Raw genomic sequence first — 12,754 nt, forward strand, 5'->3', positions numbered from 1 at the left:
CGATTGTTCAAGCGCAAGCGAACATGACAACGCCTTTGCCGCAAGCCAAAATTACTCAGAATTCAAACGCATGAGCACGTTCAAATCCCGGTAGTGGCTTAATTGCCGCATTAAATGCGCCTCTTCCGGTTACAACCCCCCCTGTTTTCAGAAACAATCGGGCCACGCCCGAATTCCCCTGCCCTTCGACGGCGACGAGCCGGCCGCCTTCCGCAAGCTGGTCGAGCAGCGATTCCGGCACCTTCTCCACACTGCCGCCGATGAAAATGACGTCGTAGGGTGCTCCCGCGGCATGGCCTTCCTGCAGCGGCCCCTTGACCACGCTGACATTGTCGCAGCCCAGCGCCGAAAGCGTCGACATGGCGGTCTCGACCAATGCCGGATCGCTTTCCAGCGCGACGACCGACTTTGCCAGCCGCGACAGGATCGCCGCCGCATAGCCGGTGCCACAGCCGACATCGAGCGCCGAATCGCCAGGGCCGATCTCGGCCAGTTGCATCAGCTTGGCCAGCGGCGAAGGCTCCATGAGATAGCGTGGGCCGTCCGCTGCATTGGCGATGCGGATGTCCTCGTCGATATAGGCCAGATCGCGCTGGCCGGGGGCGACAAAGGCCTCGCGCGGCACGACAAGCATCGCCTCGAGCAGCGGCGCGCTGGTCACGTCGGTGGTGCGGATCTGGCCATCGACCATTTTCACCCGACGTTCGGCAAAATCAGCGCTCATGTTCCAACCAATCCGCCCAAAACCAATCTGCTTGCCGCGCCAAGACCGCGGCTCATTTCGACCGGAATTCAAGCCCCCTGGCGCCGGTGCGCGGGAGCTTGGGCATTTGGAGGCCTCGCCCGGAATCGAACCGGGGTGCAAGGATTTGCAGTCCTCTGCGTAACCACTCCGCCACGAGGCCTCATTGCTCCCGGCGTTCCACCCGGTTCCAATAGGTTGCGGCGAAAATGCCGTCAAGCGGCCATGGTGCATTCCGGACGGTTTCCCCTCGGCCATGATGCCACGCATCGAATCGTCGATACGCATATCCTGCAATTAAGATATTAGTTAATTGTTAAGTACGGAGCATGGCAAAGGGAAGCCCGGGACCTGGACCCTTACGTCGGGTAAGCAGAAGATCCGCCATTCTGAAGGAGAGCTGCGAAGGGCCGGAAAAAAGCGCTCCGGGCATTGGCCAGATTTAGTCGAGCCGGAAAGGCGCCCCTTCACAGAAGCTTGCCCTGCGGTGCAAACCCTTCAATTCGGCCGCCGCCGCCGCTCCCACCACACGACAAGCCGTCGCCGGTGGCGGCGCACCAAGGCAAACTCGTAGGAGAGCACCAGCAATCCGATCGGAATCATCCAGAATCCCAGGATCGGCAGGAAGCCGAGAATGCCGCCGAAGATCAGCACGACGCCGATCGCAATCCTGAGGCCGCGCGAACGCGGCATGGTGAACTGACGGCCGAAGACCGATATTTTCCGTGCCGGTGGATGGTTGTGGCTCGCTGCGCTCATGTCTGGTCGATGATCCGTTCGGGCAAAGTAAAAGCACCAGCTGACGAAAGCCGCAACCGCGTTTTCGGTTCCGCGCACCCCGTCAGACGGCTCATATGAGGACGCGCGCACATGATTGCCAGAAATCGTGGCGCGAAAAAGCGTCGAAAAATACGAAATGCTTCTTTGCAAAGCCGAAACGGGTTTGCTATAGGCTGCGCCACTCACATGAGAGCCTCTGTTCCCCGGTAGCTCAGTGGTAGAGCAACCGGCTGTTAACCGGTTGGTCGCTGGTTCGAATCCGGCCCGGGGAGCCAACATTTTCAAAGACTTACCACATCCTGAAAATCTTCGGATAACGGCTGATCTACAGCATATCTACAGAATCGGGTTTCGCTATTGGCCTGATCTGATGATTGCCGCGATTGGCGTGACAGGATGGCTTTGGACGAATTTCAGTATCGCCCAGCGCCCTCTCACGGCGGGAACAGGGATTCGATTTCCCTTGGGCGTACCAAGGATTCCAGCAACTTAGCGGGGCGGTGGGTAAAACCGTCAAATAACGGTCAAATAAGGCCTCCGCGCGTGGTCCATTTCGAATGCTGTAGCCCTAAGAGGCTTGCACTATTGGGTGAGGCTTAAAGGGGGCAAATCTGTTCGCGCGATGTGACATCACCAAAACCTTGGCCATGGGCACGCCTACGGCGAGGAAGAGCAACGTCACCGTATGCCGACGAGCGCAGCCGTTGTGTCGCCGTAGCGTCAACCGGCTGAAGCCCGGCGGTGCTTTCTCAGCCGAGTGATTGCCGACCTGTCGACCGTAATCACGCCGCCGCAGTCAATCCGCACGGTGAGTTTGTCCGCTCCGCGATCGATGCGGGTGACGTCCCCAACAAGAACTACTCGGTCGCCGGCCCGGGCTTTGGGTGGCGGCTCTAGCGTGTAAGGATGGTCATAGGATGGAATGCTCACTCTGGCTCGGCCGCTAGGGAGAATGGTGATGACGGTACCTGCTAGCGCAACCTCATCGCCGACCTCAAATTCGCCAGGCATGTTAAGGTGCAGCATGGTCTTCCTCCCGATGCTTTCCTATTTGATGCTTTGCTAAATTAATGCCCGGCCACCGCGTTGGTTGCGTGCAATCCGCTTCGTACGGTTCCGCACATTTCCAAGCTGGATCGCGATGGCGACGGGACCCCGTGCGAAACGCTGTGCTAGCGGAGCCAGCAACCGGCGGGTCTTCCGATCAAACTTCGAGGAATAATGATGGACCTGAGACGTTGTCGATAGAGAACACTCTACCTACCATAGGGAGAATCGATATGCGCCTTTTCATCCTGTTTTCGGTATTACTTTTGACTGCCTGCATGACAGCCCCACGCGGCGAGGCTCCACCCGCACGGCCAACCGCGTCTACATCGAGCGGGAGCAGCGGCAGTAGTGGCAGTGCCGGCGGTTCTGGCGGTGGCGGCTACTAAAGACGCGATCGACTCAGTTTTGGAAAATCGCAGAGAACCTTAATCGCGCCGGACTGTCCGCCCCACAAAAAGCCCGCCGCCGTGAGGCAGCGGGCTTAGGCAGTTTTTGCCGGGGTCAGTGATGGTCGCCCAACCCGCGTTTTTTACGGGGTTGCTTCGTAATCGGATGCGCTGCAAGAAACGCCTCGTCCGCCGCGATGAGCTTGGCGACTTCGTCCTCGCCGATCGGCAGATAGCGGTCCTTTGCGGCTTCTCGCTTCCACTGGACGGCCAGGAGATCGGGTGCTGGAACTCGGATTTGATCGGCCACAGCCAGTGGCTTGGAATCATAGGCTGGGTCGAAGCTCGACTGATCCCACATTTCGCAAAACTCAGCGCAGTCGTCGTAATAGGGGCTGTCTTTGAGCGCCTCGCGCTTGTTGGGATCGGCGCCGACATGCTCACCGTAATAGTGCAACTGGAAGTCGCCGTGTTTTTCGACGACCCAAGCGCACTGCTCGCGAACGAATGGTCGAATGATTGCCGCTGCATACTCGTCGTGATTGTACGGCGCATAGATATCGCCGACATCGTGTAGACGCGCCGCCGTTCATCGACGGTTCAGGCTCCTTGGCGTAAACTGGATAGCCAGCAACTGCGTCTTCCTATTCAGAGGAGTCCGCGATGAAAAGGCTCTTATCAGCACTAGCGGCCACAATCTTGGCCGCATCTTTCGCCTTGCCGGTCAACGCCGCGCCGATGTTCATGCAGAAACCCGAGCAAGCCCAGGCCAACGTGGTCGAACCCGTCAAAAAATGGAAAAAGGGGCACGGTAATCGTCACTGGCGGAATGGCCGCCACTGGAACAACCGGTACGCAAGGCGGAATGGCCGCCACTGGAACAACCGGTACGCATGGCGAAATGGCCGCCACTGGAACGACCGGTACGCATGGCGAAATTGCGGCTACTATGGTTCTTGTTATCCACGCCGCTACTACGGCTACCGTAACTACTATCCGCGCTACTATCGGCCGTACTATCCGGGCTACTATCCGGGCTACTACCCAGGCTACTACCCTGGCTACTACCCTGGCTACTATCCTGGCTACTACCCTGGCTCGGGAGTGAGCATTTATCTGTCGTTCTAGCCAGCTGGATGCCCCTGCTGAAATCGTCAAGCACGCCCCTTGCGGGGGCGCAGCTTGCGCTTGTGCAGCCCTTGCGCGATGGTAGCCGGGCTTGGGGGGCCATGCATGAAACCGGGTTCATCCGGGAAATGTCGGTCTCCATAAGTTTCTGAACGGGCCTCGCTTCCGGTCGGCGGCCAGGCACCAGCATGACATCCGTGCTAAGTGCCCCCAATTCGGAGGAAAAGATGCGACTATTTTTGGTGTTGATTTTGATGGCGCTGAGCGGCTGCGTATCCAATGTTTCCCCGGATAGTGATGGTATACCACGCCGCGCGTCCTTTGCTGGAAGCCATTAGCCCGCTTAATTTGGCTGATTGCCAACGCCTATTTGCCGGTGCCTCAGCACTTGACGAGGAAAGCGAGACAAGCGGCAGCGCATCGAACGCGGAAAGCTAGCTTTCATCCCAGAAGTCCTGCATCGAAGCGTGGCGAAGGTCGTCCTCGCCCCTGAGGTGCTTCACGCGGGCTTTAATTCCCGCCTTGACCCACTGCGTTGCCGGCCGCTTTGGCATGTCCTTTGGCGGTGGCCCGGCATGTTCCTGGACCCGTTTCCATAGCCGCTCGCGCATCTCGCGATTGACGCTCACGAACGCACTGCCGACATATTTCCGGGTGCCTGGCTCGGCCATCAGAGCGAAGGCCGGCTTACCCCGCTCGCGCTCGACGCCGAGAAGTTCAAACTCGCTTTCGGTGAAGGATTTTGTTTTCAGCCAATTGGTAGTCGGGCCGCTGCGGTATTTAGAGTCCGCGCGCTTTGACACCATCCCCTCCAGGCCCGCCTTATCGACTAGATGGTAAATCGCGTTCGCCTCGCCCGGCAGCGCCTCGCTGAATTGGATTCGGCTGCCAGGTTCAATAAGACCGGCCAAAATTTCCCGTCGGTCCTCCAGTGCCATGTCGCGCAGATCGTGGCCATTGAGATGCAGCAGATCGAACGCCACGAAATAGAGGTCGTGCTGGCGCCGCGTGATCGCCTTCCGCAGGGTGGCAAAGTCCGAAATACCATCCTCGTTCAAGACGATGATTTCGCCGTCGATGATGGCATTCTCGACGTCCAGCGTTCGCGCCGCCGCAGCTAGGTCGCGGTATTTGGATGTCCAGTCGAGTTCGCGGCGGGTGAAAATCCGCGCACCGTCAGCGTCAATGATGATCTGGGAGCGGTAGCCGTCGAATTTGACTTCGTGAGTCCATCCGTCACCTTGGGGCGGCTTAGCTACCAGGGTCGGCATCATCGGAGGAATAAATTGTAGCCGGCCGCCGGCACTCACTCGTTTAGGCACCAAATTGACTCTAGGCTTATCCGATTTGACAGCCAGGGGAACGGAACGTGACCATTTTACTAAATTAGCAATGATGCATGTAGAGCTTATGGTAGAACCAGCTGGCGACCGCCCCCGCAAGATACCCCCGCCGGTTAGGGCCCGGCGGCTTCTCGTGATCCTTGAGGGGCTGTCGGGCCGCTCGAACCTAATGAGTGGAGCGTAGCAACCCCTCCTCCTCGGCAGCGGCCTCGAACGCCTTTCTTACATCGTCGGGCGTGCGCTCGCCTTTAATGAGAGCGACGCAGGCCTCGATTGCCTCCTTCCACTTAGGTCCCCGCTTGGTCCACTTCATGAGTTCCGCCGCGGCCCTCGACATTGGTACATACGTAGGTGAACCCAGGTCGGTCGGTTCCGATGTAGACCGGAGGGTGAAACCAATGGATACCCATGAGGGTGCCGCCGCCATTTTCGCCTGAGTTAAGAACGGTTGGATCGCCAGCCATGGACTACCTCTCCTACCTCTGAATTATCATTGGCCGGCAAACGGGGCGGGCAGCACTCGGTTCCGCCGCTGGGCTATGGTCGACAAGCGGTAAGACTGAAGTCCCTGCGTCATGGACATAGGGCTGAGGGCCGGCAACCAAGACATTACCATTGCATTGGTATTGGGCCGCCGAGCAAAGTCCCTTCATCGGTGGTTCCCCGGGTGCCCGCGGTTTGCCCCCCGAACAGCGGGCACCCGAAATCACGGAGAGAACTGTGACCCTTATTCAAAGCAGACAGAACGTCGATGAGGTCGCAGGGCGACCCGCAAACGACAATCAAACCCCTAGCCCAACGGATTTCTCGGTGGTTGATCTCGTTTCGTCGAGCGACGATGAGGTTGCTGCCCTTGTCAGGCGAACAGAGAACCTGGCCCTTGCCGTTATTATAGTAATGGCGATCTTCCTGATCTTTGCACCGGTGGTCTTCATTGCTCTGAGGTATGGGATCTAGGATGAGATCTGAGATGTCCCGATTAGCGCCAGTAACTCCCAATTTTGCGCGCTAATTCGGTTCTAGCGGCCGGCTTACATTAGCCAGAGTGAACGGAACGTGGTTCCGCGGCTCCCGGCGGGGTCGTGGCCAAGTGCGCGTGCTTCTGGAAGATAGCAATCTTGTCGGGGTAGGTAATCCGAATCTCGCGTCCGCATCCCTCACACTTGTAATGGGAAACGACCTGAAACCAGCTGCCGTTCTTGATGACGGCGAAGTCGCATTGCGGGCATTGGAAGGTCAGGCCAACAGAGAATAGACTGGGGGGAGAGGGTCATTGCAACGTTTCGCTTTCTGAAGAGCTAAAGCCAGTTTGGCTAGTCCAGCGGCTCGACGACGAAGGATGCGGCAATCAAATCGTCGGCATCGATTCTGCCCTTGCCGTCCTCCATGACGGCTGCGACCTTTTGAAAGGTCTTCAGTTCACTTTCGGTAATCCGGGCGCCGCGCATCCTCTCATTGAGGTCGGCCACGCGCATTCGAAGCGCCTGGGACGCTTCAATCTCACGGTTCGACATGGTGATCACATTCCTCCCTTGCTGGCTACCCGCCGCACCTTTCGGCACGGCGGGCTGTGCTCCCAGTCGCTTTGGTCAGTCGATAATTTTGATGATCTTACGTGTGCCCGGATCAACGACAACGGTCCTGTTGTCGACGACTACGTAGCGGTATTCGGTGTCGGGGACTTCATGAAGCTCGACCGTCTCGGGCAAGGTTGAGCCGATATTGAGTTCTACTCCAGGGATTTTCACCGAGGCGAGCGGCTGTTTCTTCACATATTCCCTGATGACCGTCTCCTGTTCAGGCGCGATGACAACGTCCTGAGCGGTAGCGGCGCCAATACCTGCCAGCAGCAGAAATCCCGCGGCGAAAGTTGAAAGACGCATTCTCATAAGTGCCTCCTTGCGTGAGTTCTGTTGCGCTGCACGACATCGTCTTCGCGCCAGCCCCACCCAACCTCGGGCGGCCGTAAACGTTCCTTGATTGGGCTTCGATCTTCTCAAAGATAGGACCTAAGTCTGACCTTGCTGGCAAAGGACGAGGGCCGAGTGCAGCCCGGAACCGCGACTGCCGGCCACTCGTTGCTCGCCAGGTGCTCACCGGAGGAGACCATGGAGAATAGTGTCCACCAAGCTCGCTGGTTACTCGCTCCGGTCTTTGCCGTCTCCGTCGCATTCCGGGCGATAGGGATCATCGTTAGCTAGGGGCCGCCCGATTTGAGATCTGCGCAGCTAAGTCCCTTCCTGCGCTGATAAGGGGATCACCCGCCATTCCTCGATTTGGCGGGTGGTCCGCAGAAAAGAACGGCTGACCAAGTCCGCCAACTGTTGAAGGCTGAACCGGTAGCCGGTCCTTAGCGCCCAAGGGCAGTTTGGAAGACGAGACAAGCTCGTCCTCATCCGTAATACCAGCCGAATAGTTTGCAATGATTCGGGATGCGAGCGCTTCGGGCCGCTGTTCGGATTGCCCCTCGATCTTGAGCCGGTCGAACACGCGACCCAGCAAGGCGACATCGGACGGATTGAAGACGCCAGCTTCTTTAGCTTTCCGATAAATCGGCATGTGACCCTCCGGATGGACTTGCGGAGCTAACCTGACTTAGCGAATTGCACAACGCAAAAAAGCCCGCCGCACCTTTCGGCACGGCGGGCGAGACGCGTCAGTCGTTCACCAGGCACGGGGTGTGGGCGGGGGGTGGTGTGCCCGGTGCGCAGAATCCTACGCGCGCCGTCGGCCGCACGTCTACCAACCGGCGGTTGGCCCGGTTGCTTGTTTGACAGACACGCTTATGCTGCTCAAAGCGCCGATTGGGCCTTTTGCCGAGCGGCTGTTGTGCGGGAGGGACGCGGTGGGCCAGCAGGAGCAGTCGCAGCTGGAAGGCAGCGCCGCGGAACTCTACGAGCGCTACCTGGTCCCGGCAATCACAACCCTGTGGGCTGCCGACCTCGTGGATCGCGCTGCCCCTCTATCTGGTGAGCGGGTTCTGGACGTAGCTTGCGGCACCGGCGTGGTGGCACGCTCGGCGGCCGAGCGTATGGGAAGTGGGCAGCTCGTCGGCCTCGACATCAACACGGGCATGCTTGCCGTTGCTCGATCACTCCCGAGAGGCGCTGGACCGCGTATCGACTGGCACAAGGGAAGCGCGCTCGAAATGCCGTTCCCTGACTCCACCTTCGATCTGGTTCTTTGCCAACTCGGACTGCAGTTTTTTCCGCACCGGTCGAGTGCGCTACGTGAGATGTTCCGGGTGCTGGTGCCTGACGGCCGACTGGCCTTAAGCGTTTTCAGCGCTATTGAGCGCACTCCTGCGGCAAAGGCGCTGGTGGACGCCTTGGATCGACACCTCGGTCCAGGCGCTTCGGCAACGAAACGGTCCGAGCATTCACTTGCCGATGCGGACGAGCTTTACCGATTGGTGGCCGGGGCGGGATTTCGTCAGGTGACCATCCACACGACGACACAGAACATCCGATTCCCCTCGTCAAAGGAATATGTGCGATTACAGCTGGCAGCGACTCCGCAGGCTGGGCTGGTCAGCGGAATGGATGCCGGACAGCGGGACGCAGTCATCGCAGCGATCATGAGTGATGTAAGTTCCTCGCTGGCAATCTATTCAACTGGAGGAGAGCTGATGTTCCCCCAAGAGGCTCACGTCGTGCTCGCACGCAAATAGCGCAGCTGACTCTGCGGCATCCGGTGTTCAACAGCGTCCACGCAAAGTGAGCCTAATTAGAGGAGGAGCGTAGCAAACCCTCCTCCTTGGCAGCAACCTCGAAGGCCTTCCTTACGTCGTCGGCTGTGCCCTCGCCTTCAATGCAGGCCTTAACCTCACTTGGGTCCCCGCTTGGTCCACTTCATGAGTTCCGCAGCGGCACCCTCGACGTTGTTGCAGCCGTAGGTGAGCCCAGGTCGGTCGGTCTCGATGTTGACGGGAGGGTGAAACCAATGAAGAGGCCATGATACCTCCTACTCGGGCGAGAGATACATCTCCGCCTCCTTAGCGGCAGCCACGAAAGCCTTTCGTATCACATGAGGGTCGATCGGATCGCCCTCCAGTGCTGACAGGCAGAGGGTCCACGCCTTGTGCCAGCGAGGCCCTCTCCGGGTCCACCTCTTGAGCTGCTCAAGAGCTGCCCTCGTATTGTTGCAGCCGTGCCTGACACCGTCCGTTTCAGTCTTCACGAACACCGGAGGGACGAACCAAAGAGTTGCCATGGCACCTCCTACTCAGGCGAGAGATACACGCTCGCCTCCCTGGCAGCCGCCTCAAAGAAGCGCTGGCGCCGTCGAATGCCGGATCAGATCGATTTGAGGTACTCGATCAGATCACTCTTTTCCTGATCGGTCAGATCAAGGCGAAGATGGCCGTCATAATGCTTGACAACATCATTGAGGGTGGCGAACCGGCCGTCGTGGTAAAAGCCGCCCTTGTGGATCTTTTCCACGTCCCACAAGGCCCGCAAGGACGCCGTCCGGTAGCGCTCGTCCGGAGATCGCATCGCCTGGAAATCATCGATCCCTATCTCGTCGGCAGTATGCAGGTTCCAGCCCGGTTCCGTGAAGAGCGGCGGCACGTGGCAAGTGCCGCATTTGGCCTTGTCGTTGAAGAGAACCTCTCCTTTCTCCGCAGCGGCGCTGTCGAAGGCGCCCTCCGGCGGTTTCGGGGTTGGCAGCGAGAGCTGATAGAAATGGAGTGCCGGCAACTTGGCTGTAATCCGGTCCTGCTTGTCCTGCTTGTGGCCCTGCTTCGTTCGTGCTGCGACCGGATACTTCTCGGCGTCATCAAGGCGCGGATCGTAAAACACGCCTTTCCCGTGCATCTCGAGATTGCTGACATAAGCGTTCCAGTAGCTCACCGTGCCCCAGGCTCCGGTCCATGTGTGGTTGTTTACACCGGCCAATCCGAACGCCGGCGGATTGAGCGTGGCGGCCGTCTTGCCGTCCGGCCGAAATGCTTTGCCGTCGAGGTTCAGTTCGGCATCGAATTTCCCGGGACCCCACGCCTCAACCGCCTTCTTCACCTCCGCTTCGGATATCTGCAGCATCTCGGTGAATGCCGTGAGATCAGGTGCGAGGGCAACGATCGCCCCGATATTGAGGTCACGGTTGGGCCAGCCGTCCAGCCTTTGCCCGATCCCGGGTGCGTAGGTGTCGTCGACGGTTGAATGGCACACCGCGCATTGGATGCCCACCGAAGTCAGCGTCTTTCCGTCCTCAGCGAAGAACCCGGTCACCCCGACAACGGCATTGGCTTTCAGCAGAACAAGCGTGCTCGCGGGATCCGCGAGGTCGACCTCGCCCTTGTTGAGCGCATCGGCCACATCCTTGGGAATGGCGTTCACATCGACCTTGAGGCCGAGTTCGAGGGCTTTCTCCGGGCTCAGGCCGGGTCCTGTGCCGCCCAGCTTCTCACCTGCGATTGCCTCGTGGAGTTTCAGTTTGCCGCCCCAGAAATCCTCGCTGCCGAAGGTGTCGAAGCGGAATGTCTCGCGGCCTTCCTCGAGATATCGCTTGGCCTGCTCGGCGGCAGCGTTGTCGAAATCCTTCCCGCTTGTTTTTCCTTTCGAGCTCATTTGAGCCGCGGCGGGGATCAGCGTTGATGATAGGAAAACAGCGAAAAATATACCGTGGAGACGCTTTTGCATGTCACGTTCCTCCCGAAGAAGATTGCCACTCGGCGGACATCTCGGGTTCGCGGGTTCTGGTTCCGCGAAAACGGAATGCAGCCGAACGATAATAAACGCTGCACGGGACCAAAAAATTCCGTCACCCCCCGCCGCCTCGTGAGCCATGCCGATAACATGGCGCGGTGAGTATCGGGCGCGCCTTAAGGACCTCGCCATGGCAGCTCTTGGCCTCGGGGCGCACTGAGTCTCGACCCGATGCTCCTCGCGCGCGGCCTCCCAAACTTCGCGGGCTGCGTCGGCATTGAAGGCCGATCGCCAGCCCCACGATCAGGTCGGGCCAGGCCGTCGCCCAGACATACGCCGTTAACAGGCCCGCGCCGACAATTTATGTTGGCAAGCGCGTCATTGCGCGCTGACAGAAAGGCCGCGCGAGTGAGGCTGCCGCTGTGGTGCCGATAGTGGGCGAGGAAGAGTGCGCAGGTCAGATTGACGGCGAGCGCACCAAGACCCGCGGCCGACAAATGAAAGGTTCAGGGGCCACGGGGCATTGAACTTCTGCCAGGCCGTCCACAGTGTCGCCAGACCGGGGATCAGAATGACGCCCGCCAGGACCATGGCAAGCCGTGCCCGATTGTGGGCCGTCCAGCCCAGCCCTAAGGCGATCAGCAGATTGATCGAGGTATCCTCGAGGAAATCCACGCTGTCGGCGAAAAGCGACACCGAGCCGATGGCCAGCGCCACGGGGAACTCGATGCCAAAATAACTCAGATCGAGGGCCGTCACGACGATGACGGCACGGCGGAGCGACGATGATCCATTGTTGCGGAGGGCACCTTACTTAAGCTGACGGAACTTGCCGCCCTTGGATTGCTCTGGTGGCTCGGCGCCGCGCTCCAAGGAAACATGCTCGAGACCGTGCTCGGCGAGCAGACGCTCAAAGCCGTCCTTGATGGACTCCCATACGCGATCTGGATGAGTACCGTGCACCTTCAGGCGCAGCCCCGGTGTGCGATCGGCCAGCGTCGAACAGCCAGAACGAGTACGTTGCGCCAGAATTAGCCATTCGGAAGTGCATTTCGGAAGGACCGGAAGGTGGCCGAAGGCTGCCAGTCGGCTTTGCGCAGCCAAGGTGGAATAGCAGATATTCGCCTGGATGAGGCGGCCGCCCGGATCTCACCCAAGTCGGACGAGCTGGAAGAAAAAGCCCCGAGAAACGATAGAGAGAGGGCGGCGGCACTCGTTCAACGAGCGCTGCTAATTCGGAATGGGCAGCGATTGACGCTTCGCCTCATCCGAGCCGGCTTTGCGAAGTCCTTCGATATAAATTGCCCGGTCCCCGGACGGACGAGCGGATGGTGCTTCTCAACCCAATCGGGCTCGCTCGCGAAGGTGTCGCTGTCCTACGCTTCGACTTCACGGGCTTGGGATCGAGCGAGAGCGAATTCGCCCTGACGAATTTCTCCTCGAATGTCGCCGGCTCCTTTCGGCCGTCTACTATCTGAGCGATCATTACCGCACACGGTCCTTGCTGATCGGCTATTCGATCGGAGGTGCGGCAGTCCGCGATGGCCAAGGATGTTCCCGAGGTGCGCGCCATCGCCACGATCGGGGCGCCAGCCGATGCCGTTCATGTATTGAAGAATTTCGGAACGAGCCTCAAGGAGATCGAAGGAGCGGAAGCGGACATTTGAACGTAGGCTC

Annotated in this window: 14 protein-coding genes, 2 tRNA genes and 3 pseudogenes; 6 read left to right on the plus strand and 13 right to left on the minus strand. The window is 59.3% G+C overall.

All coding sequences use genetic code 11. The annotated features are described in order from the left end of the window. Window positions 1-55: 55 nt before the first annotated feature. The 3 genes from AC0L3N_RS10815 to AC0L3N_RS10825 form a co-directional block, all read right to left on the minus strand. Window positions 56-724: a protein-L-isoaspartate O-methyltransferase family protein gene (locus AC0L3N_RS10815; protein ID WP_473547610.1), complete on the minus strand. Its 669-nt coding sequence runs from the start codon at window positions 722-724 to the stop codon at window positions 56-58. A 107-nt stretch (window positions 725-831) separates the two neighbouring features. Continuing rightward, window positions 832-905 (minus strand) — tRNA-Cys (locus AC0L3N_RS10820). A 335-nt stretch (window positions 906-1,240) separates the two neighbouring features. Then, on the minus strand, window positions 1,241-1,501 hold the full coding sequence (locus AC0L3N_RS10825) for a hypothetical protein (RefSeq protein ID WP_029353198.1): 261 nt from the start codon (window positions 1,499-1,501) through the stop codon (window positions 1,241-1,243). A gap of 221 nt (window positions 1,502-1,722) precedes the next feature. Between AC0L3N_RS10825 and AC0L3N_RS10830 the strand changes: the two genes are divergently transcribed. Both AC0L3N_RS10830 and AC0L3N_RS10835 read left to right on the plus strand, forming a co-directional pair. Beyond that, window positions 1,723-1,797 (plus strand) — tRNA-Asn (locus AC0L3N_RS10830). Between the two features lie 811 nt (window positions 1,798-2,608). Continuing rightward, a complete protein-coding gene (locus AC0L3N_RS10835) occupies window positions 2,609-2,698 on the plus strand; it encodes an excalibur calcium-binding domain-containing protein (protein WP_128181921.1) in 90 nt (29 codons plus the stop codon). Window positions 2,699-3,271: 573 nt separating this feature from the next. Here AC0L3N_RS10835 and AC0L3N_RS10840 read toward each other — a convergent pair. After that, window positions 3,272-3,544, minus strand: a pseudogene (locus tag AC0L3N_RS10840) (peptidase); the annotation flags it as partial. Window positions 3,545-3,621: 77 nt separating this feature from the next. On the opposite strand from AC0L3N_RS10840, the gene AC0L3N_RS10845 reads away from it, so the two are divergent. Further along, on the plus strand, window positions 3,622-4,086 hold the full coding sequence (locus AC0L3N_RS10845) for a hypothetical protein (protein WP_473547611.1): 465 nt from the start codon (window positions 3,622-3,624) through the stop codon (window positions 4,084-4,086). A 434-nt stretch (window positions 4,087-4,520) separates the two neighbouring features. Here the strand turns inward: AC0L3N_RS10845 and AC0L3N_RS10850 are convergent, their stop codons facing one another. Together AC0L3N_RS10850 and AC0L3N_RS10855 are read right to left on the minus strand one after the other, a co-directional pair. Then, the gene (locus AC0L3N_RS10850) at window positions 4,521-5,360 is read right to left on the minus strand and encodes an ATP-dependent DNA ligase (RefSeq protein ID WP_473547635.1); all 840 of its coding nucleotides are present in this window, start codon (window positions 5,358-5,360) and stop codon (window positions 4,521-4,523) included. A 235-nt stretch (window positions 5,361-5,595) separates the two neighbouring features. After that, complete coding sequence (locus AC0L3N_RS10855) at window positions 5,596-5,856, minus strand: DUF982 domain-containing protein (RefSeq protein ID WP_473547612.1); 261 nt, start codon at window positions 5,854-5,856, stop codon at window positions 5,596-5,598. Window positions 5,857-6,149: 293 nt separating this feature from the next. Here AC0L3N_RS10855 and AC0L3N_RS10860 point away from each other — a divergent pair, with 293 nt between their 5' ends. Next, a complete protein-coding gene (locus AC0L3N_RS10860) occupies window positions 6,150-6,386 on the plus strand; it encodes a hypothetical protein (RefSeq protein ID WP_473547613.1) in 237 nt (78 codons plus the stop codon). Window positions 6,387-6,742: 356 nt separating this feature from the next. Here AC0L3N_RS10860 and AC0L3N_RS10865 read toward each other — a convergent pair whose 3' ends face one another. The 3 genes from AC0L3N_RS10865 to AC0L3N_RS10875 form a co-directional block, all read right to left on the minus strand. Further along, window positions 6,743-6,943 (minus strand): hypothetical protein, encoded by a 201-nt coding sequence (locus AC0L3N_RS10865; RefSeq protein ID WP_473487403.1) that lies wholly within the window; start codon window positions 6,941-6,943, stop codon window positions 6,743-6,745. Between the two features lie 75 nt (window positions 6,944-7,018). After that, window positions 7,019-7,318, minus strand: a complete 300-nt coding sequence (locus AC0L3N_RS10870; RefSeq protein WP_473487306.1) for a DUF1236 domain-containing protein — start codon at window positions 7,316-7,318, stop codon at window positions 7,019-7,021. Between the two features lie 304 nt (window positions 7,319-7,622). Beyond that, window positions 7,623-7,988, minus strand: a complete 366-nt coding sequence (locus AC0L3N_RS10875; RefSeq protein WP_473547614.1) for a hypothetical protein — start codon at window positions 7,986-7,988, stop codon at window positions 7,623-7,625. 226 nt (window positions 7,989-8,214) lie between these two features. On the opposite strand from AC0L3N_RS10875, the gene AC0L3N_RS10880 reads away from it, so the two are divergent. Further along, window positions 8,215-9,099, plus strand: a complete 885-nt coding sequence (locus tag AC0L3N_RS10880) for a class I SAM-dependent methyltransferase (RefSeq protein ID WP_473547615.1) — start codon at window positions 8,215-8,217, stop codon at window positions 9,097-9,099. A 293-nt stretch (window positions 9,100-9,392) separates the two neighbouring features. Here AC0L3N_RS10880 and AC0L3N_RS10885 read toward each other — a convergent pair whose 3' ends face one another. From AC0L3N_RS10885 to AC0L3N_RS10900, 4 genes and pseudogenes are all read right to left on the minus strand, one after another. Continuing rightward, window positions 9,393-9,641, minus strand: a complete 249-nt coding sequence (locus AC0L3N_RS10885) for a DUF982 domain-containing protein (RefSeq protein ID WP_374120258.1) — start codon at window positions 9,639-9,641, stop codon at window positions 9,393-9,395. 83 nt (window positions 9,642-9,724) lie between these two features. After that, complete coding sequence (locus tag AC0L3N_RS10890; RefSeq protein WP_473547636.1) at window positions 9,725-10,999, minus strand: hypothetical protein; 1,275 nt, start codon at window positions 10,997-10,999, stop codon at window positions 9,725-9,727. A gap of 306 nt (window positions 11,000-11,305) precedes the next feature. Continuing rightward, window positions 11,306-11,842 (minus strand): annotated as a pseudogene (locus AC0L3N_RS10895) (cation efflux transmembrane domain-containing protein); the annotation flags it as partial. Between the two features lie 45 nt (window positions 11,843-11,887). Continuing rightward, window positions 11,888-12,181 carry a hypothetical protein gene (locus AC0L3N_RS10900; RefSeq protein ID WP_473547616.1) on the minus strand — a complete coding sequence of 98 codons (294 nt, stop codon included), beginning with the start codon at window positions 12,179-12,181 and terminating at the stop codon, window positions 11,888-11,890. 242 nt (window positions 12,182-12,423) lie between these two features. Between AC0L3N_RS10900 and AC0L3N_RS10905 the strand changes: the two are divergent. Beyond that, window positions 12,424-12,741: pseudogene (locus AC0L3N_RS10905) on the plus strand (alpha/beta fold hydrolase); the annotation flags it as partial. Window positions 12,742-12,754 lie beyond the last annotated feature (13 nt).

This window comes from Mesorhizobium sp. WSM4807 (assembly GCF_055811615.1).

Excerpts from the sequence above, each read along its gene's own strand:
- AC0L3N_RS10815 (WP_473547610.1), bottom strand. The coding sequence starts at position 724 with ATGAGCGCTGATTTTGCCGAACGTCGGGTGAAAATGGTCGATGGCCAG.
- AC0L3N_RS10825 (WP_029353198.1), bottom strand. The coding sequence starts at position 1,501 with ATGAGCGCAGCGAGCCACAACCATCCACCGGCACGGAAAATATCGGTC.
- AC0L3N_RS10845 (WP_473547611.1), top strand. The coding sequence starts at position 3,622 with ATGAAAAGGCTCTTATCAGCACTAGCGGCCACAATCTTGGCCGCATCT.
- AC0L3N_RS10850 (WP_473547635.1), bottom strand. The coding sequence starts at position 5,360 with ATGATGCCGACCCTGGTAGCTAAGCCGCCCCAAGGTGACGGATGGACT.
- AC0L3N_RS10855 (WP_473547612.1), bottom strand. The coding sequence starts at position 5,856 with ATGGCGGCGGCACCCTCATGGGTATCCATTGGTTTCACCCTCCGGTCT.
- AC0L3N_RS10865 (WP_473487403.1), bottom strand. The coding sequence starts at position 6,943 with ATGTCGAACCGTGAGATTGAAGCGTCCCAGGCGCTTCGAATGCGCGTG.
- AC0L3N_RS10870 (WP_473487306.1), bottom strand. The coding sequence starts at position 7,318 with ATGAGAATGCGTCTTTCAACTTTCGCCGCGGGATTTCTGCTGCTGGCA.
- AC0L3N_RS10875 (WP_473547614.1), bottom strand. The coding sequence starts at position 7,988 with ATGCCGATTTATCGGAAAGCTAAAGAAGCTGGCGTCTTCAATCCGTCC.
- AC0L3N_RS10880 (WP_473547615.1), top strand. The coding sequence starts at position 8,215 with ATGCTGCTCAAAGCGCCGATTGGGCCTTTTGCCGAGCGGCTGTTGTGC.
- AC0L3N_RS10885 (WP_374120258.1), bottom strand. The coding sequence starts at position 9,641 with ATGGCAACTCTTTGGTTCGTCCCTCCGGTGTTCGTGAAGACTGAAACG.
- AC0L3N_RS10890 (WP_473547636.1), bottom strand. The coding sequence starts at position 10,999 with ATGAGCTCGAAAGGAAAAACAAGCGGGAAGGATTTCGACAACGCTGCC.